This window comes from Devosia sp. MC521 (assembly GCF_014127105.1).
Lineage (GTDB): Bacteria > Pseudomonadota > Alphaproteobacteria > Rhizobiales > Devosiaceae > Devosia.
Genome location: NZ_CP059902.1, coordinates 3126903 through 3146037 on the forward strand (window position 1 = coordinate 3126903; position 19135 = coordinate 3146037).

The following is a 19135-nucleotide window of genomic DNA, read 5'->3' on the forward strand; positions in this document are numbered from 1 at the left end:
GAAAACCCGCTGGCATTGGTGAGCGATAATGGCCGACCTCCCCTCAGAAATTGACTTTGCCCGCATTCAGGCGACGCTACTTGCGGCCGCCGACGCAGCGGCGGCAAAAACACTTCCCCTTTTCCGCACACCGATCGCCGTTGACAACAAGCTGGCCAAGGGCTTTGATCCTGTGACGGAAGCGGACAAAGGTGCTGAAACCGCCATCCGCGCCGTGATCGAACAAGCATTCCCGGACCATGCGATCATCGGCGAAGAATGGGGCCGCACAGGGGATAGTCGTTATAGCTGGATCATCGACCCGGTTGACGGCACACGGGCGTTCATTTCCGGTGCACCCGTTTGGGGCACACTCATCGCCTTTGCTGTAGACGGTGTTGCGGTCGCAGGCCTGATGAGCCAACCGTTCATTGGCGAGAATTACCTAGCGGTGCCAGGGGCATCCACCTATCGGCGCGGGGAACTTGCCCAATCGAACAGAACTTCCGGCCTAAGCGAATTGGCGTCAGCGCGGGTATTCACAACCACACCCAAGCTGTTTGACACGGAAGACCTCCAGGCTAAATGGCAAGCAATAGAAGGCGCAACGCGTCTCCAGCGCTTTGGCATGGACTGCTATGGATATGCACTACTCGCCTCTGGCCATGCAGATCTCGTCGTTGAACCATACCTGAACACATACGACATTGCCGCCCTGGTGCCGATCATCCGAGAAGCTGGCGGCGCCATATCTTGTTGGGATGGATCAGAGCCCACAGGTGGCGGAAATGTAGTCGCAGCCGCGAGCGAAGAACTGCTCGAAAAAGCGCTAGAACTCATCACTAAAGCCAAATAATCGCCGAACGTTTTATTAACTGACAACATGTTAGATGCCTCCACGCGCTTTCGCTGGGGGCATCGAAACTTTGCGCAATCTCAAAAAATTTCTCACCGACAATTCGGGTGGGGTCGCCATAATATTTGGCATTCTCCTGCCATCGCTGCTTGGAGTTTCCGCACTCGCCATTGAAGTGGGCTCTTGGTACGCGGATAAGAACCGTCTGCAAATCGCGGCGGACGCAGCGGCCTATAGCGCGCTTGTCGCCTATCAGAAGGACAAGTCACTCACTGATGCCGTCACCATAGGCATCGCTGAGGCACGTGCATCTGGATATTCAGGACCAGACGATCAGATCGTGATTTTGATCCCGTCGCCAGACGGAACTTTGGGCGCTAATTCCTCACGCGCCATCCTCCAAGAACCCTCGCGCCTGTTCCTGTCGCAACTCTTTCTCAAACAGAGCTGGCTCGATATCTCTACCGTTTCGTATGCCACGGCGAACACTGCCGTGCCGAATGCGCCGTGCATGTTGGCGCTAAAGCAGAAGCAGTCTCGCTCGATCCTCATTGCGGCCTCTGTCCAAGTGAACATGAGCTGCACGGTCGCGACCAATTCCAACAGCGCGGACGCTATATGGGGTGAAGGGTCAACCCGACTGGTCGCCGAATGCGCAACCACGCCAGGGAATTACGCCACCAACGGCAGCGCAAAAATCACCTTTAGCAATTGCCCCAATGGCACTTATACGCGTGCCGAAACCAGCAACCATCTCGTTGGCACCCAGTTTTGGGGCACAAGCCAAATTCCAGACACCAACACCTTGGCCGATCAGAATGTTGCCCAAGGCCGGTATGGCGCAGGCATGCCCGGCGGCGCCAGCCTGCATCCGGGAAAATATGGCAAACAGGTTGAAATCGCCGGCATAGTGACGCTGGCTCCGGGCATCTATTATTTTACGGCCGGCTTCCGCGCCACGAATGGCGCCAAAATTATCGGCGAGGGCGTCACGATCTATGTCGATCAAACGCACGTCCTAGACATTGCCCAAGATGTTCAATGGCAGTTGAGTGCGCCAAAAACCGGCCCAACGGCGGGTATGGCTATCATGGGGAACCCCAATCTTGCCGGTAGAGATGTCCGTCTCATCGGCATTTTGGGCAATGTGCAAGGCGCAGTCTATTTCCCCAATGATAGACTGCTCACCGAGGCAGGAACCAACCTCGCCACGGCCCGCTGCACACAGATTGTAGCGTCAATGATCGATATTCGCGGTGCGGGTACCATCAACAATAATTGCTCAGGCGGCACTGGTGCGAGTGCAAATGCCGGCCATATCCGTCTCGCCAAAGGTCCTGCAGCATGATGGCCCTCTTGCGCATTCTTCGTCGGTTTTGGCGCACGGCAGCCGGACATGCGGCAATTGAGTTCGCCCTCATCGTCCCAATCGTTCTCCTTCTGCTTGTCGCGGTTTACGATCTCGGAACCGGGTTCACTGAAAAGATCAAAGTGCAGTCTGCGCTCAACTCTGGAATGCAGCACGTTATGCAGACCGAGGGCACAGACTTGGCCATGACCACCACGGTCATTAATCATCAGCTGAACGATAAAGCCGGGGCAGCCAGCGTTTCCGTCGAGAAAATCTGCCGCTGCAACAGTCAGGCTATCGCCTGCAGCCAGAGTTGCTACAAGGGCGTCGCGCACTACGTTCTGGCAAGCGCCAGCCTGCCTTATGCGAGCCCGCTCATGAGCGTCGACATGTCCGTATCCGCCAATTTTGAACTCTTTGTAGGGTACAAATAATGCGGCGGCGGAGAAATTCTAAAAGCGCACTGCTCGACGACGTCGGTGGTTCAGCCGTGGAATTTGCGCTGATCGCTCCCATCTTTATTCTGACGTTGGTCGGCCTAACAGAAGTGGGCTTCGCCATTCACGCGCACGCCACACTGACCCAGATCGCCGAAGGAGGCGCACGTCACCTTCTGTTCGCCCCAGAGGATAGAAGTGGCGCTACAACCCAGATCTTTGCGGACACCAAGGGCACCACGATCACTGCTGAGGACCTCACAGTCGCGCTGACTGAAAAGAGCGCGCCCTATCCTCACTTGGAGGTCACGCTGAGTTATATCTTCCGACCGGTTGGCCCATTTCCACTTCCGAGTGGCATCCCTATGGTCGCCCGTGCTTCGGTTCCGCTTGGCGGCACCTAAACCGTCTGATTGGTTACAAACGCGTCGAACGCCGCAAACACCTGAGCACGAACGCGGTTGTTTTCCATGAACAACTCGTGCTGGGCACCCGGCACAACAGTGTGGTGTCCTGTGCGCAGTCGCAGGCCCAACTCCTCAATCGCGGGCGTTGAGACGATACGGTCTCCGCCAGCCGCCAGCATCAGGACAGGAATTTGTATCTCGCTAGGGAAGCGATCCCGCTTCGTGGTAATCATCGCCCCCATGGCCGCGGCAAGCCAACGAAATGTCGGCGACCCAATGTATAGGCTCTCGTCGGCGCGGAGCGTCTCAACCATGCGCTGATATCGCCCCGCGTCGGATGTGAGCGGGTTGTTGGGGAACATGGCTTCATCGGGTCGACGATCCCCACGACGCGCCATTGGCAGGCGCCCCAGTCCCAGAAAGCTCAGCGTCTCAGCGACCATCCGCACTTTTGGCAAGCTATCTTCCATGCCATGGAGCCCAACCATAGGCGCCGACAGGAACACACGATCAAAGATCATCCGATCCTGCGTTGCCGCATAAAGGCTGGCCATACCACCCATAGAGTGCCCAACGAGATAGAATGGACCCGGACAATCGGGCAGCAAAATATCGCGATGGAAACAGCGCAGATCGGTCCAGTAATCCTCAAAGCGATCGACATAACCTAGGCTCTTATTGCCGATCAGCCGATCTGAGCCGCCCTGCCCGCGCCAATCAAATGTCGCCACGGCAAATCCACGCTTTTGAAAATCAGCGACTGTCTCAAAATATTTCTCAATATATTCGGTGCGCCCTTGCACAAGGCAGACCGTTCCACGCGCGACATCGCCTTTCCGTGGCCACAGCGCATAGCGCAGGCGCACCCTATCCGAGGTCCGAAAATACCCCACCCGCGCCCCTTCCGGTGCTGGATTATTGGGAATTGAGAGGAGTTTTGCTCCATTCGGATCAACGAGTACTGTCACGACGTCCTCATGCTTACGGCTGTGAACCTTACTGCCTTGAGGGTAAAAGAAAAGCCAGCAACCTGATGGCCACTGGCTTTTCCTTTTGATTGCGGCCCAAGCGGGGTGCGGGGGACTTTGAACCGCCCCCCATAACTACGCACCCAGGTCTGAACCCGATCCGAGAAAGGCATTCATTCTGCGTTCACTGCGCAGAACAAAGGGCGCCGCAGCGCCCTAAATTCTATTCGTCGTCGGTGAAACGCACCTTACCGATATAGCCAAGGTTACGGTTGCGCTGGCCGTAGTCGATGCCATAACCAACCACGAACTCGTCTGGAATATCAAAGCCAATCCACTTGGCGTTCACTTCCGCTTCACGACGCGACGGCTTGTTGAGTAGCGCGCAAATTTCGATCCGGCGCGGGTGACGCGTGTTGAGGATTTCGAGCACATGGGTCAGCGTGTGACCGGTGTCGATAATATCTTCCACCACCAGCACGTCGCGACCACCGATTTCGCCACGCAGATCCTTCAAGATGCGCACTTCACGGCTCGATTCCATGCCGTCGCCATAGGATGAGGCTTCGATGAAATCGACTTCCACTGGCAGATTAATTTCACGCACGAGATCCGCGATGAAAATAAACGAGCCGCGCAGCAGCCCAACAACCACCAGCTTGTCGGTATCCGAGTAGTGAGCCGAAATTTCCTTCGCCAGCGCCTCAACGCGTGCAGCGATGGCTTTGGCGGAGATCAATTCATCAATGACGTAAGGTGTGTGGCTCATGTGAGTCCTCGGCAGCGCAGAGAGTGCGGTCTTAGAGCGGGGCGGGTTTGGGGTCAACAGAAGGCTTACTTACTCCCTAGATTGCACGCCTTCCCCTCTGCTCCCCTATGAACGCGGGAGGAACCGGTTAAAACAAAAAAGCCCCACCGAAGCGGGGCTTTCTATTCACTTCAACCCTAGCCGCTTAGCGCGGCAGTGCAGTCTTGCCCATCAAATCAAGGTCAATCGCACGAGCAGCCTGACGACCTTCACGGATCGCCCAGACCACGAGGGACTGGCCGCGGCGCATATCGCCTGCTGCGTAAACCTTATCGACCGAGGTCTTGTAGGTGAACGTATCAGCGAAGAGATTGCCACGCTTGTCGAGGTCGGCACCCAGTTCGGTCAGCATGCCTTCGGCAACTGGACCAGCAAAGCCGATGGCGAAGAGCACGAGGTCGGCCTTGATGATGAATTCCGAACCCGGAATTGGCTTACGCGAACGATCAACACGCGCGCATTCAACGCCCGTGACATGCCCCTTGGCATTGCTGATGATCTTCATCGTGCCTGCAGAAAACTCGCGGATCGCGCCTTCTGCCTGCGAAGACGAGGTGCGCATCTTAACCGCCCAATTTGGCCAGTTGGTCAGCTTGTCTTCCATTTCTGGTGGCATGGGACGCACGTCGAGCTGGGTCACAGCAATCGCGCCCTGACGGAACGAAGTACCAACGCAGTCAGAGGCAGTGTCACCACCACCGACAACCACGACATGCTTGCCCGCAGCCGACAGCTGGAACTGTTCGGAGACGTCTTCGCCACCGACGCGGCGGTTCTGCTGGACGAGGAACGGCATGGCGAAATGAACGCCGTCAAAGTCCTTGCCTTCAACATCCACATCGCGCGGACGTTCTGCACCCCCGGTCAACAGCACCGCGTCGTAACCAGCCTGAAGCTCAGAGAGCGGACGCGTGACACCGATATTTTCGCCATAGTGGAAAGTGACGCCTTCGGCTTCCATCTGCGAAACGCGGAAGTCGATGTGTTCCTTTTCCATCTTAAAGTCTGGAATGCCGTAGCGCAGCAGACCGCCAGCCTTGGGCTCACGCTCATAGAGGTGAACGTCATGGCCTGCACGCGCCAGCTGCTGGGCCGCAGCCATGCCTGCAGGACCACCGCCAACGATGGCGACCTTCTTGCCGGTCTTGGTTTCCGCGATGACCGGCTTGACCCAACCGCCACGGATCGCCTTGTCAGCAATCGCTTGCTCAACAGTTTTGATCGCGACCGGACTATCTTCCAAATTCAGCGTACACGCTTCCTCGCACGGAGCGGGGCAAATGCGGCCAGTGAACTCGGGGAAGTTATTGGTCGAGTGAAGGTTGCGCGCAGCCTCTTCCCAGTCGTTGTTGTAAACGAGGTCGTTCCAATCCGGGATCTGATTGTGAACCGGGCACCCCGTATCGCCGTGGCAGAAGGGAATGCCGCAGTCCATGCAACGCGCCGCCTGATCGGTGACGCGCGCTTCAGACAGTGGAATGGTGAACTCACCAAAGTGACGAATACGGTCCGAAGCCGGCTGATAGCGGGATTCTTCACGTTCGATTTCGAGAAAGCCAGTAACCTTACCCATTGCTCGCTCTCCCCTTACTCAGCAGCCACATTGACGCCAAAGGCGCGCTTCTTTTCCATCTCAAGGATGGCGCGACGGTATTCGACCGGCATGACCTTAACGAACTTCGGACGCATCTCGGTCCAGTTCTCAAGGATATACTTGGCGCGGGTCGAGCCGGTGTAGTGCAGGTGGTTGGAGATCAGCTGGTGCAGACGTTCATCGTCGTGCTTGGTCATGTCGCCAGAGATGTCGACACGGCCATGCCATTCGAGATCCCCACCGTGGTGGTGGAGTTTCTGCATCAGATCTTCTTCTTCCTGCACCGGTTCGAGATCGACCATGGCCAGGTTACAGCGATCGCGGAAGGTACCTTCCTCATCGAGAACATAAGCCACGCCGCCGGACATCCCTGCAGCAAAGTTTCGACCGGTCTTGCCCATGACGACGACCAGACCACCGGTCATGTATTCGCAACCGTGGTCGCCCGTCCCTTCGACAACTGCAATAGCGCCGGAGTTACGAACGGCGAAACGCTCGCCAGCAACGCCGCGGAAGTAGCATTCACCTGAGGTCGCACCATAAAGAACGGTGTTACCAACGATGATCGACTTTTCCGGAACAATGCCGATCTTGTCGGATGGACGCACCACAATGCGACCACCAGCAAGGCCCTTGCCGACATAGTCATTGGCATCGCCGATCATATCGATGGAAATGCCCTTCGAGAGGAAGGCACCAAATGCCTGACCAGCCGTGCCCCGCAGGGTGATCGAAATGGTGTCTTCCGGCAGACCGTCATTGCCGTACTTCTTGGCGAGAGCGCCCGAGAGCATTGCCCCAGCCGAACGGTCACGGCTGCGGATCGGCAGATCGATCTGCACCGGAGTGCCGTTTTCGAGTGCCGGAGCGGCCAGCTCAACCAGTTGACGGTCAAGCACAGCTTCAAGGTGGTGGTTCTGAACTTCCGAGTGGAAGATCGTGTCTTCACCCAGAGGCTCTGGCTTGTAGATCAGCTTAGCAAGATCAACACCTGCGGTCTTCCAGTGGGTATCTACGCCCTTCTGTGCCAGCAGGTCCGAGCGGCCAATCAGCTCATTGAGCGTGCGTGCGCCCAGCGAAGCCATGATGCCACGCAGCTCTTCTGCCACAAAGAAGAAGTAGTTGATGACGTGTTCTGGCGTGCCCTTGAAGCGCTTGCGCAGCACCGGATCCTGGGTAGCAACGCCAACCGGGCAGGTGTTGAGGTGACACTTACGCATCATGATGCAGCCAGCCGCGATCAATGGCGCAGTCGAGAAGCCGAATTCATCAGCCCCCAGCAGCGCGCCGATCAGCACGTCGCGGCCGGTCTTGAGACCACCGTCAACCTGCAGGCGAACACGCGAGCGCAGGCGGTTGAGCACCAGCGTTTGATGGGTTTCTGCCAGACCGATTTCCCACGGACCACCAGCGTGCTTGAGCGATGTCAGCGGCGAAGCGCCGGTGCCACCGTCAAAGCCGGAGATGGTGATGTGGTCCGCACGTGCCTTGGCAACGCCAGCGGCAACCGTACCAACACCGCCTTCTGACACGAGCTTGACCGAAATGTCGGCCTGTTCATTGACGTTCTTGAGATCGTAAATGAGCTGCGCGAGATCTTCGATCGAGTAGATGTCGTGGTGCGGCGGCGGGGAGATAAGGCCCACGCCTGGGGTCGAGTGACGGGTCTTGGCCACAATCCAGTCGACCTTATGGCCCGGCAGCTGACCGCCTTCACCTGGCTTTGCGCCCTGTGCAACCTTGATCTGGATCTGGTCCGAGTTGACCAGATATTCAGCCGTCACACCAAAGCGACCCGAAGCAACCTGCTTAATGGCCGAACGCAGTGGGTTCTGCGAACCATCTGCCAGTGGCTTATAGCGATCAGGCTCTTCGCCACCTTCACCGGTGTTGGACTTGCCGCCGATCTTGTTCATGGCCTGAGCAAGCGTCGTATGCGCTTCACGGCTGATCGAGCCGAAGCTCATCGCGCCGGTGACGAAACGCTTGACGATGTCTGCTGCTGGCTCAACGTCGTCCAATGCGACAGCCTCGCCAATTGGCTTCACGTCCAAGAGGTGACGAATGGCGAGATAGCCGTTTTCAGCTTCATTCACGCGCTTAGCAAAGCTGTTGTAGCGGTCCTGAGCATTCTCAGGCGCTTCATCAGCCGTACGCACAGCATGCTGCAGGTCAGCGACAACGTCAGGGGACCAAGCGTGCTTTTCGCCGCGGATACGGTAGGCATATTCGCCACCGACTTCGAGCGACTTGCGCAGCACGGTATCATCGCCAAAAGCGAGGTCGTGGCGACGAACGGTTTCTTCCGAAACTTCACCAAGGCCCACGCCCTCGATCGAGGTCGAGGTGCCAAAGAAGTACTTGTTGACGAAATCGGAGTTGAGACCAACCGCATCAAAGATCTGCGCGCCGCAATAGGACTGGTAGGTCGAAATGCCCATCTTGGACATGACTTTGAGCAGGCCCTTACCGACGGACTTGATGTAGCGGTAGACCACTTCATCCGCCGACACTTCCTCAGGGAAGTTGCTTTCAGCATGCAGCGACTGCAGCGCTTCGAAAGCGAGGTATGGGTTGATCGCTTCTGCGCCATAGCCCGCGAGCATAGCGAAGTGGTGGATTTCGCGGGCTTCACCCGTTTCAACCACGAGGCCGGTGGAGGTACGCAGACCCTTGCGGATCAGGTGGTGGTGAACAGCCGCGAGCGCCAGCAGGGTCGGGATATCCAGACGATCTGCGGCAACCAAACGATCGCTCAGGATGATGATGTTGTATTCACCACGCACGGCATCTTCTGCGGCCTGGCAGAGGCGTTCAATCGCCGCTTCCATGCCTTCAGCACCTTCCGACTTAGGATAGGTAATGTCGAGCGTCTTGGTCTTGAACTGGTTGCTGTCGATCTCGCCAATGCCACGGATCTTTTCGAGATCTTCATTGGTCAGGATTGGCTGGCGCACTTCAAGGCGCTTCACCTTGGAAAGACCTTCTAGGTCAAACAGGTTCGGACGCGGACCAATGAACGAGACGAGGCTCATCACCGATTCTTCGCGGATCGGATCGATTGGCGGGTTGGTGACCTGCGCAAAGTTCTGCTTGAAGTAGGTGTACAGCAGCTTGGACTGGTTCGACAGCGCCGACAGCGGTGTGTCCGTCCCCATCGAGCCAACGGCTTCCTGCCCAGTGGTCGCCATTGGCGCCATCAGCAGTTTTACGTCTTCCTGCGTATAGCCAAACGCTTGCAAGCGATCGAGCAGCGCTTCGGTCGACTCCGGAGCTTTTGGTGCAACGGCGGGAAGATCTTCCAGAACGATCTGGGTGCGCGCGAGCCAATCAGCATATGGATTGGAGGTAGCGAGCGTCGACTTGATCTCGTCATCCGAGATAATGCGACCCTGCTCCAGATCGATGAGCAACATACGACCCGGCTGCAAGCGCCAGCGTTCAACAATGTCTTCATCCGGAATATCGAGCACGCCCGATTCCGATGCCAGAATGACGTGATCTTCCTTGGTCACAAGGTAGCGTGCCGGGCGCAGACCGTTACGATCGAGCGTTGCCACAACATAGCGGCCGTCCGAGATCGACATCGCTGCCGGACCGTCCCATGGCTCCATCAAGGAGGCGTGGTACTGGTAAAAAGCGCGACGCTTTTCATCCATCAGCGGGTTACCAGCCCATGCTTCTGGCACGAGCATCATCGCTGCGTGCGGCAGCGGATAGCCACCCCGCACGAGGAATTCGAGCGCGTTGTCAAAGCATGCCGTATCGGACTGACCTTCGTAGGAGATCGGCCAAAGCTTGCCGATATCCTCGGCATAATACTTGGAGTGCACCGAAGCCTGACGGGCAGCCATCCAGTTGACGTTGCCACGGATGGTGTTGATTTCACCATTGTGGGTGGTCATGCGATAGGGGTGCGCCAGCTTCCATGACGGGAAGGTGTTGGTCGAGAAACGCTGGTGCACAAGGGCAATCGCGCTTTCGAAATCTTCGTCGTGAAGATCGGTATAGAATGCGCCCAGCTGGTCCGCGAGGAACATGCCCTTATAGACGAGCGTACGGGCCGACATCGACACGACATAAAAACCGTTGTCCGACTGGCTCTCGGGGATCTCGCCATAAACGGTGTTGGAAATGACTTTGCGCACGATGAGGAGCTTGCGCTCGAACTCATCGAGGGTCAGGCCGTCCGGACGCGCCACAACCATCTGTTCGATGATCGGCTGCGTGGCGACAACGCCTTCGGAAAGCTTGGAGTTATCCCAAGGCACAGTGCGCTCGCCGAGAACGGTGAGGCCTTCTTGGGCGATGCAGCGACGAACCACTTCGGCGCAACGGACTTTGAGCTCTTCCCCATTCGGGTAGAAGATCATTGCGACTGCGTAGTGGTGCTTTTCGGGAAGCGCGAAGGGCAGCACCTTCTTGAAGAAGGCGTGCGGTGTCTGCACGAGAATGCCAGCGCCATCGCCCATCAAAGGGTCTGCGCCAACGGCGCCGCGATGTTCCAGATTCTCGAGGATTTCGAGACCCTTCTGGACCACTTCGTGGCTAGGCTTATTCTTAATGTTCGCGATCATGCCGATGCCACAGGCATCGCGCTCGCGTTTGGGGTCATACAGGCCTTGTGCCGCCGGGCGTCCCTGAACCGCGCCGGCGGCGGACTGGCGTGTTGGCGTCTGGTTCGATCCTGGGCTCATGACCATCAAACTTATCCCTTAACTGAATTGCCCCTTCACAGGGGGACGAATGCACAGGCGGCAAGCCGCAAGTTAATAACAGACACGGCGAAGTTGCGGGTCGTACAGCGTACGGCTCGAACGGCGTATCCGTCGATAATATAGGGTAGCGGCGCTGCATCCAAATGGCCGCTCAACTTCGGGCTTCCTCTCGCCCCGCCTATCCGTTTCCGCTCACGATAAGCGGGCCAGCCGAACCAGCGTGTGCGCTTGACCGCGGAGAGCGGGACGCACGGAGATAGGACAGAGATACTGCCCTAACACTCCCACATTTGCATAATTCCAAACTGGCAGCAAGCAGTTTCGACGCAGCACGAGAAGAAAAAATAGGAGTTCCGTGGAATTACCTATAGGAAATGATAGGAGAATGCCCGTCTAAGGATGACATCTCTCGCAAAACCGCCAGAATTTCAGGCATGGAGTGCGAAACTCCTATTTGATGCAAACACTCTGACTGCACAAGAAAAAGGCGCAGGGAACGAGCCTGCGCCTTTGCCTATCCGATGGACGTCGGAGGGAGATAGGGCCCGCAGGAGGAAGAGCGGGCCCAGAGGAGGTTAGTTAACCGACTTGTCTTCGATGGTGGCAGTCGGGGCTGCCGAGTTGATTGCGATGGTGCGCGGCTTCTTGCTTTCCGGCAGCTCGCGCTTCAACTCGAGATGCAGCAGGCCATTTTCGAGGCTCGCGCCTTGCACTTCAACATAGTCAGCCAGCTGGAAGCGCAGCTCGAAGGAGCGCTCAGCAATGCCGCGATGCAGGAACTCGCGCTTGGTGTCACCAGCTTCAACAGCCTTGGCACCCTTCACCACGAGGCTGTTTTCCTTGGTTTCGACTGCGATGTCGCCATTGGAGAAACCTGCAACTGCGATGGAGATGCGATAAGCATCATCACCGGTGCGCTCAATGTTGTAAGGAGGGTAGCTCTTCGTTTCCTGAGCCGAAAGTGTGTCCAAACGGTTGAACAGGCGATCAAAGCCAACAGTGGAACGGTAGAATGGGGAGAAATCGACGGTCTGCATTTTCACATTCTTTCATTAAGCAACGTGGATGTTTGCTCCGGCCCATAAAAGATGCACCCCCATCTGTGGCGAGCGCTGTATTTCCTGAACCGGCGTTCCCGGATACCGGCGAACGCTTCAGATGTAGGGTTCAAAAATGCCCCTTCAAGACCCCAATTTCATTTTTCGGTTTCTTGGAGATTTTCTGATTTGCACGTCAAAAAAAGCAAAGGGCAGCACCTAAGTGCCGCCCATTCTTTGTCCGGCCAAATGGCAGCGATTACATCACCGCGCCAACTTGCCAAGGCACGAATTCATTGTCGCCATAGCCCAGCGCTTCAGACTTGGTTTCTTCGCCTGAAGCCACGCGCAGCATCAGATCAAAAATCTCCTGCCCCTTGGCCTCGATCGACACGCCCTCAACAATGTCCCCACAGTTGATGTCCATGTCGTCCGTCATGCGCGCATACATGTCCGAATTTGTCGCGAGCTTAATCGACGGTACTGGTTTGCAGCCGTAGGCGGAGCCACGGCCGGTTGTGAACGCCAAAATATTGGCCCCACCCGCCACCTGCCCCGTTGCAGACACCGGATCAAAGCCGGGCGTGTCCATAAACACAAAGCCCTTTTCGGTGATCTTTTCGGCATATTCATAAACAGCGGTAAGCGGCGTCGTGCCGCCCTTGGCCGCGGCACCGAGCGACTTTTCCAAAATCGTCGTCAACCCACCAAGTTTATTGCCCGGCGATGGATTGTTGTTCATCTCCCCGCCATTGCGCGCGGTGTATTCCTCCCACCACTTTATGCGCGCTATGAGCTTTTCACCCACTTCCTGGTTCACTGCGCGGCGCGTAAGCAAGTGCTCCGCACCGTAAATCTCTGGCGTTTCCGAAAGGATGGCCGTGCCGCCCTGCTTCACCAGCAAGTCCGCCGCAACGCCCAGAGCCGGGTTCGCGGTAATGCCCGAATAGCCATCCGACCCACCGCATTGAAGCGCCAGCGACAGATGCGAAGCGTCGACAGTCTCGCGTCGCGCCCGCGCTGCTACCGGCAGCATTTCCTTTATTCGCTCGACACCCCAATCAATGATCTTCTTCGTCCCACCGATCTCTTGGATCGTCATGGTCTGGAAGGTGTCGGTTTCCTTGAGGTTATAGGCTTCCTTCATCTTGTCGATCTGGAAGCCTTCGCAACCGAGGCCGACCAGAAGCGCCGCCCCCAGATTGGGGTTGGACGTATACCCCCACTGGGTCCGGCGGAAGATTTGATACCCCTCCCCCGAGAGGTCCATGGCGCAGCCCGTGCCATGGACAAAGGGGATAACACCATCGATTTCGGGATAATCATCAAGCACGCCGGAGCGGTTAATCGCCTCCGCCATGAATTTCGCGACGGTTGCCGAACAATTCACCGACGTCAAAATACCGATGTAGTTGCGCGTCCCCACCGAGCCATTCGCCCGTTTAAAGCCTTGAAACGTGGCCCGATTTTCGGCGGGCACAAAATCTATCGGCAACGCGCCCTGCGCAAAAGCATAATCATGGCTCAGCGACCCATCGGGCCCGCCCATGCCGCAGTTGTGCTCATGCACCCAGTCGCCCGGCGCGATGTTCTCTTTGGCGAAACCAATGATTTGACCAAATTTGACGACCGCCTCACCGGCCAAAATCGGCTGCGTGGCAAATTTATGCCCGCGCGGCACCCGCCGAATAATCGCCACGCCCTGCGGCGTCTGCGTGCCCACATCCAAGTTTGCCAGTGCCACCGCAATATTATCGGCAGCGTTCAAAACTAGCGTTTTGCCTTCGGGGCGGATCATAGCTTCGGTCATCGTGGGCCTTCACACATTCTAACAATGACTGTGACGCCAGCTCACTTGTGCCATAGGCATTGGAACTCTAAGCACGGCAGCGCATTGTCAAACACTCGAACCCTAACTAACATGTTAGCATGAGGACGCAAACTGGTATGTATGATTTTCTTGGCGCTCCCGGGTCTCTAGCCCGCGGCACTGTCACCGTAGATGTGACGAACGCTCTGCGTCAGGGAATTGTCACGCTCGAACTCGAACCCGGCGTCATGCTCGACAAGAACGCCATTTGCGCCCAACTCGGTGTCTCGCGGTTCCCCGTTAGTGAGGCCATAGCCCGCCTTGCCGAAGAAGGTTTGGTGGATATCGCCCCTCAGCGCGGCTCCACCGTCTCCCTCATTCGCATTGCCGATGTGCGCGAATATATGCTGATCCGCAAAGGCATTGAGAGCGAAGCGTTGCGCGTTCTCATCGGCAAGCACGACGCGAGCGTTATCGCCGCGCTCCATGCCAACATGGCGGCCCAGCGCGATGCAGCGCAGCGCGACGACGAAGAAGCTTTCCATCAGATCGACGTTGAATTTCACGACATCATCTTCACCTCGATGCGCCTTAATAAGGTGAAGTCGGTGATCGATAAGACGCGCGCCAATCTTGACCGCGCGCGCCGCCTGATCATCACCCCGCGGCGCCTCAACGACACCATTGCCGAACATCAGGCCATTTTCGACGGCATTCTCGCCAATAACGAACGCCAGGCCATCACCGCCATTCGCGCTCACATTGATGCTGTGATGATCGAACTTTTCGCTTTCGCCACAGAGCATCCACTCATGTTCGCCGACGGCGCCGAATTTACCGCCAATAAGGACGATTTCCCCTTCGGCTAAACCTTTGTTTCAGGGAGGAAACATTGCTCAAGAATATTCCGGCCATTCTCAGCCCAGACCTGCTTTACGCCTTGCGCGCCATGGGCCACGGCGATGAGATCGCCATTGTCGACGCCAATTTCCCGGCAGAATATCTGGGTCCCGAAGTGATCCGCGCCGATGGCAGCTCCGCCACCGATGTCCTAAACGCCGTGCTGGCGCTGCTTCCGCTCGATGATTTTGTCGATCATGCCGCTATCGCCATGGCTGTCGTCGGCGATCCGAACGCCAAGCCCCCGATTTTTGGCGAATTCGAACAGATCATCGCCAAGCACGAACCCGCCGCAAAATTCTCGACCATTGAACGCTTCGCCTTCTATGACCGTGCGCGTGGCGCGTCCGCCGTGGTGCAGACCGGCGAGGGCCGGCTCTATGGCAACATCCTTCTCAAGAAAGGCGTGATCCGTCAGTCTTAAGTCGAACCGAACGGATTTTCCGTCTAGCGGCCTCGACACGCTAACATGTTAGTTTGTAAGACAGAGCCAAGTTCAAGGGAGACCTCATATGAAACTTCTGCGCGTAGGTGCTAAGGGCGCCGAAAAGCCAGCGATCCTCGCATCTGACGGGTCGATCCGTGATCTATCCTCTGTCGTCGATGACATCGCCGGTGATGTTCTCACGCCTGCCGGTCTGGCCAAGATTGAAAAGGCCGACCTCGCTGCGCTGCCGACGCTTTCGGCGAGTGAACGCATCGGCCCCTGCGTCGGGCGCGTTGGTAAGTTCATCTGCATTGGCCTCAACTACGCCGATCACGCCGCTGAAACGGGCGCACCGATCCCAGCTGAGCCGATCATCTTCATGAAGGCCACCAGCGCCATCATCGGCCCCAATGACGACGTCATCATTCCAAAGAATTCGATCAAGCCGGATTGGGAAGTCGAACTCGGCATCGTCATCGGCACTGAAGCGCGCTATGTCGAGCTTGAAGACGCGATGGATCACGTTGCAGGCTATTGCCTGATCAATGACGTGTCCGAGCGCCACTTCCAGACCGAACGCGGCGGCACTTGGGATAAGGGCAAAGGCTCCGACACCTTCGGCCCGATTGGCCCATGGGTCGTCACCAAGGCCGAAGTCGCAGATCCGCAGAACCTTGGAATGTGGCTCGAGGTTGACGGCAAGCGCTACCAGAACGGCTCCACCAAGACCATGATCTTCGACGTCAAGACCATTGTCTCCTACGTCAGCCAGTTCATGAGCCTACAGCCAGGCGACGTCATTTCCACCGGTACCCCTCCAGGCGTCGGCATGGGCATCAAGCCAGAGCCCGTTTGGCTCAAGCCGGGCAATGTCATGCATTTGGGCATCGACGGTCTTGGCGAGCAACGCCAGAACGTCAAAGCTTACACCGCCTAAGGCCAAAGCTGACATGGCAAATTATAAAGGGCCCCATCGGGCCCTTTTCTTTTCAATGCGCTTTTCAACCTTCCTTTTACGGAGAGGTTAGGTGAAGGGGCCCATCAGCGAGCCCCCAAGACCTAAAGTTCCGACATTACCTGCTCAACTTCGGAACGGGTCGGCGGCTGGCAGCCCTTACGACCGCAATTGATCCCAGCAACTACCGCACCGAATTCCAGCATGTCTTCCAGCTGCTCATCGTTGAGCGACAGCAGACTATGCGCCTTGAGCACGTCGGCTTCGTAGAGCCAGGTCAGAATGCCTGCCATCAAACTATCCCCTGCCCCAACCGTGTCCCCAAAAACCGGCGGCGAATAAATCGGTGCTTTCGCATGACCAGCATGGGAGAAAGCAATTGAGCCCCCCTCGCCCAGCGTCACCACCACCAGTTCGCTATTGGGGCGCGAGAGCAGTTCCTTTGCATGCTCTTCGATGGAGAGCCCCGGCGAGAGCCAATCATGGTCCTCTTCGGAAAGCTTGATAATGTGCGCCAGATCGAGGAAACGCGACAGGCGCTGGCGGTAGCCGGCCTCATCATCGACCAGCTTTTCACGCACATTGATGTCGATAGAAATGGTTGCGCCTCGACCGATTGCCGACTTCACCACCTCGTCCCAAACCACAGCGTCTTCGGCCAAAATGGGGCAGAACCCACCGATCTGGAACAGCTCAAGCGTGCTGGGGAGCGCCTTCAGCAGACTGTCGCGCGTAAAGGCCCGATCTGCCCCACGCTCAAACACATATGAGGCCTGCATCTTTTCATTGAAGGAAACAATCGCCTTGGTCGTCGGTGCAGCAACGCGCTCCTTGACCAAAACCTCCACCCCCGCCGCCGCCAAAGGCTTGAGCAGCATGTCGCCATATTCATCTTGGCTGATGGGGCACATGAAGCCGGACTTATTGCCCAGCTTGGCGATAGCAATCGCACAGTTCATTGGTGACCCGCCGGGTAGAGCCTGCCGGTCTGCATCCGGCGCGTTTGACACCGGCACCAGGTCTACGAGGCTCTCTCCACCCACAACGAACATGCATATCTCCCAAAACACAGTCTCGTTTCGGGAGATACCACTTTGTCTCTTGCCTCACCAGTAAGGGCGACGCTGAATTAGCTGCGCAGACCAGGCGCTTCCTGACCAGTCGCCGTCACATATTCGGTATAGCCACCGCCATAGGTGTGCACGCCTTCTGGCGTCAGCTCCAAAACGCGGTTCGACAGCGCGGCGAGGAAGTGGCGATCGTGGCTGACGAACAGCATCGTGCCTTCAAAATTCGACAGCGCCTCAATCAGCATTTGCTTGGTCTGAATATCCAAATGGTTGGTCGGTTCGTCGAGCACGAGGAAGTTTGGTGGATCAAACAGGATCAGCGCCATAGCCAGACGCGCCTTCTCGCCACCCGACAGCACCCGACACTTCTTTTCTATGTCGTCGCCCGAGAAGCCAAAGCAACCGGCCAGCGCGCGCAGTGGAGCCTGACCAGCCTGCGGGAAATGATACTCCAACGTCTGGAAAATCGTGCTGTCGCCATCGATGGAATCCATCGCATGCTGGGCGAAATAGCCCATCTTAGTGCTTGGCCCACGACCCACCGTGCCCGCATCAGGCTCGGTCGCACCTGCAACCAGCTTGAGTAGGGTCGACTTACCAGCGCCATTGACGCCCAAAATGCACCAGCGTTCCTTGCGGCGCACATGGAAGTCGAGGTTCTCGTAAATTACCTTAGAGCCATAGGCTTTGTTCACGCCCTTCACGAGCACAATGTCTTCGCCCGAACGTGGCGCAGGACGGAACTCGAAGGCGACAACCTGCTGACGCTTTGGCGGCTCGACGCGGTCAATCTTATCGAGTTTTTTCACGCGGCTCTGCACCTGCGCGGCGTGGCTCGCACGGGCCTTAAAACGATCGATAAAAGCGATTTCCTTGGCCAGCATCGCCTGCTGACGCTCAAACTGCGCCTGCTGATTGCGGTTGGCGATCTCGCGCTGGCTTTGGTAAAATTCGTAATCACCTGTGTAGGTGGTCAGAGTACCCGCGTCGATCTCGAGGATCTTGTTGACGATGCGGTTCATGAACTCGCGGTCGTGCGATGTCATGAGTAGCGCGCCAGCATACCCCTTGAGGAAAGTTTCGAGCCAAATCAGGCTTTCAAGGTCCAAGTGGTTGCTCGGTTCGTCGAGGAGCAGCACGTCTGGGCGCATGAGGAGGATACGGGCGAGAGCCACGCGCATCTTCCAACCGCCCGAGAGCTTACCCACATCGCCGTCCATCATCTCTTGGCTAAAGCCAAGACCGTCGAGCACTTCGCGGGCACGACCGTCGAGCGAATAACCATCGAGTTCTTGGAAGCGTCCCTGCACATCGCCATAACGCTCGATGATCGTGTCCATTTCGTCGGCTTTGTCCGGATCAGCCATAGCCGCTTCCAGCTCCGCCATTTCCGCCATCAGCTCACTAACCGGGCCCGCGCCATTCATCACTTCGGCCACCGCCGAACGACCCGACATTTCGCCCACGTCCTGATTGAAGTAACCAATCGAGGTGCCGCGATCGACCGAAACCTGACCTTCGTCAGGGCTTTCTTCGCCGGTAATCATCCGGAAGAGCGTGGTCTTCCCCGCGCCGTTGGGACCGACGAGACCGATCTTTTCGCCCTTCTGCAGCGCCGCCGACGCTTCGATGAAGACAATCTGCTTGCCGTTCTGCTTGCCGATACTTTCGAGGCGGATCATGGGGAGGCCTTAGGGAAGAAAACTGGAACCGCCCCTAAATCATCCGCGTCCTCATCAAGCAAGCCCCCTCAACCAATTGTTGCGCCTCGGCAAGACTATGCCGCATGCGGAACGGATTTTATCTAAACCGTTCACT

At 57.2% G+C, this 19135-nt stretch carries 15 protein-coding genes; 7 read left to right on the forward strand and 8 right to left on the reverse strand.

Annotation, left to right across the window (positions count from 1 at the left end):
• Nucleotides 1–28 precede the first annotated feature (28 nt).
• From hisN to H4N61_RS15070, 4 genes are read left to right on the forward strand one after another with little or no spacing between them, the layout of a single operon-like run.
• Nucleotides 29–835 (forward strand): histidinol-phosphatase, encoded by an 807-nt coding sequence (gene hisN / locus H4N61_RS15055; protein WP_169196789.1) that lies wholly within the window; start codon nt 29–31, stop codon nt 833–835.
• A 34-nt stretch (nt 836–869) separates the two neighbouring features.
• The gene (locus tag H4N61_RS15060; RefSeq protein WP_182394399.1) at nt 870–2183 is read left to right on the forward strand and encodes a pilus assembly protein TadG-related protein; all 1314 of its coding nucleotides are present in this window, start codon (nt 870–872) and stop codon (nt 2181–2183) included.
• Nucleotides 2180–2620, forward strand: coding sequence for a TadE/TadG family type IV pilus assembly protein (locus tag H4N61_RS15065; RefSeq protein ID WP_182394400.1), 441 nt, complete (start codon nt 2180–2182; stop codon nt 2618–2620). Before H4N61_RS15060 ends, H4N61_RS15065 begins: the two co-directional genes overlap by 4 nt.
• Nucleotides 2620–3027, forward strand: a complete 408-nt coding sequence (locus tag H4N61_RS15070; RefSeq protein ID WP_182394401.1) for a TadE family protein — start codon at nt 2620–2622, stop codon at nt 3025–3027. The genes H4N61_RS15065 and H4N61_RS15070 overlap by 1 nt, the downstream gene beginning before the upstream one ends.
• On the opposite strand, the gene H4N61_RS15075 is transcribed toward H4N61_RS15070, so the two are convergent.
• From H4N61_RS15075 to H4N61_RS15100, 6 genes are all read right to left on the reverse strand, one after another.
• Complete coding sequence (locus H4N61_RS15075) at nt 3024–3998, reverse strand: alpha/beta hydrolase (RefSeq protein WP_169196793.1); 975 nt, start codon at nt 3996–3998, stop codon at nt 3024–3026. The genes H4N61_RS15070 and H4N61_RS15075 overlap by 4 nt on opposite strands.
• 223 nt (nt 3999–4221) lie before the next feature.
• Entirely contained in the window at nt 4222–4767 is a 546-nt protein-coding gene (hpt, locus tag H4N61_RS15080; protein WP_169196794.1) for a hypoxanthine phosphoribosyltransferase, read from the reverse strand.
• Nucleotides 4768–4951: 184 nt separating this feature from the next.
• Nucleotides 4952–6379 carry a glutamate synthase subunit beta gene (locus tag H4N61_RS15085; protein WP_169196795.1) on the reverse strand — a complete coding sequence of 476 codons (1428 nt, stop codon included), beginning with the start codon at nt 6377–6379 and terminating at the stop codon, nt 4952–4954.
• Between the two features lie 14 nt (nt 6380–6393).
• The gene (gltB, locus tag H4N61_RS15090; RefSeq protein WP_248306111.1) at nt 6394–11097 is read right to left on the reverse strand and encodes a glutamate synthase large subunit; all 4704 of its coding nucleotides are present in this window, start codon (nt 11095–11097) and stop codon (nt 6394–6396) included.
• A 596-nt stretch (nt 11098–11693) separates the two neighbouring features.
• Complete coding sequence (locus tag H4N61_RS15095; RefSeq protein WP_169196797.1) at nt 11694–12155, reverse strand: Hsp20 family protein; 462 nt, start codon at nt 12153–12155, stop codon at nt 11694–11696.
• 259 nt (nt 12156–12414) lie between these two features.
• Nucleotides 12415–13965 carry an altronate dehydratase family protein gene (locus H4N61_RS15100; protein ID WP_248306106.1) on the reverse strand — a complete coding sequence of 517 codons (1551 nt, stop codon included), beginning with the start codon at nt 13963–13965 and terminating at the stop codon, nt 12415–12417.
• Nucleotides 13966–14102: 137 nt separating this feature from the next.
• Here H4N61_RS15100 and H4N61_RS15105 point away from each other — a divergent pair, with 137 nt between their 5' ends.
• The 3 genes from H4N61_RS15105 to H4N61_RS15115 all read left to right on the forward strand — a co-directional run bounded on the left by H4N61_RS15105 (nt 14103) and on the right by H4N61_RS15115 (nt 16229).
• Nucleotides 14103–14834, forward strand: coding sequence for a GntR family transcriptional regulator (locus H4N61_RS15105; RefSeq protein WP_169196798.1), 732 nt, complete (start codon nt 14103–14105; stop codon nt 14832–14834).
• Nucleotides 14835–14857: 23 nt separating this feature from the next.
• The gene (locus tag H4N61_RS15110; RefSeq protein ID WP_169196799.1) at nt 14858–15289 is read left to right on the forward strand and encodes an RbsD/FucU domain-containing protein; all 432 of its coding nucleotides are present in this window, start codon (nt 14858–14860) and stop codon (nt 15287–15289) included.
• An 88-nt stretch (nt 15290–15377) separates the two neighbouring features.
• Nucleotides 15378–16229 carry a fumarylacetoacetate hydrolase family protein gene (locus H4N61_RS15115; protein ID WP_182394402.1) on the forward strand — a complete coding sequence of 284 codons (852 nt, stop codon included), beginning with the start codon at nt 15378–15380 and terminating at the stop codon, nt 16227–16229.
• A 122-nt stretch (nt 16230–16351) separates the two neighbouring features.
• Here the strand turns inward: H4N61_RS15115 and H4N61_RS15120 are convergent, their stop codons facing one another.
• The gene (locus tag H4N61_RS15120) at nt 16352–17299 is read right to left on the reverse strand and encodes a carbohydrate kinase (protein ID WP_182394403.1); all 948 of its coding nucleotides are present in this window, start codon (nt 17297–17299) and stop codon (nt 16352–16354) included.
• A gap of 77 nt (nt 17300–17376) precedes the next feature.
• The gene (locus H4N61_RS15125; RefSeq protein ID WP_169196802.1) at nt 17377–18999 is read right to left on the reverse strand and encodes an ABC-F family ATP-binding cassette domain-containing protein; all 1623 of its coding nucleotides are present in this window, start codon (nt 18997–18999) and stop codon (nt 17377–17379) included.
• Nucleotides 19000–19135 lie beyond the last annotated feature (136 nt).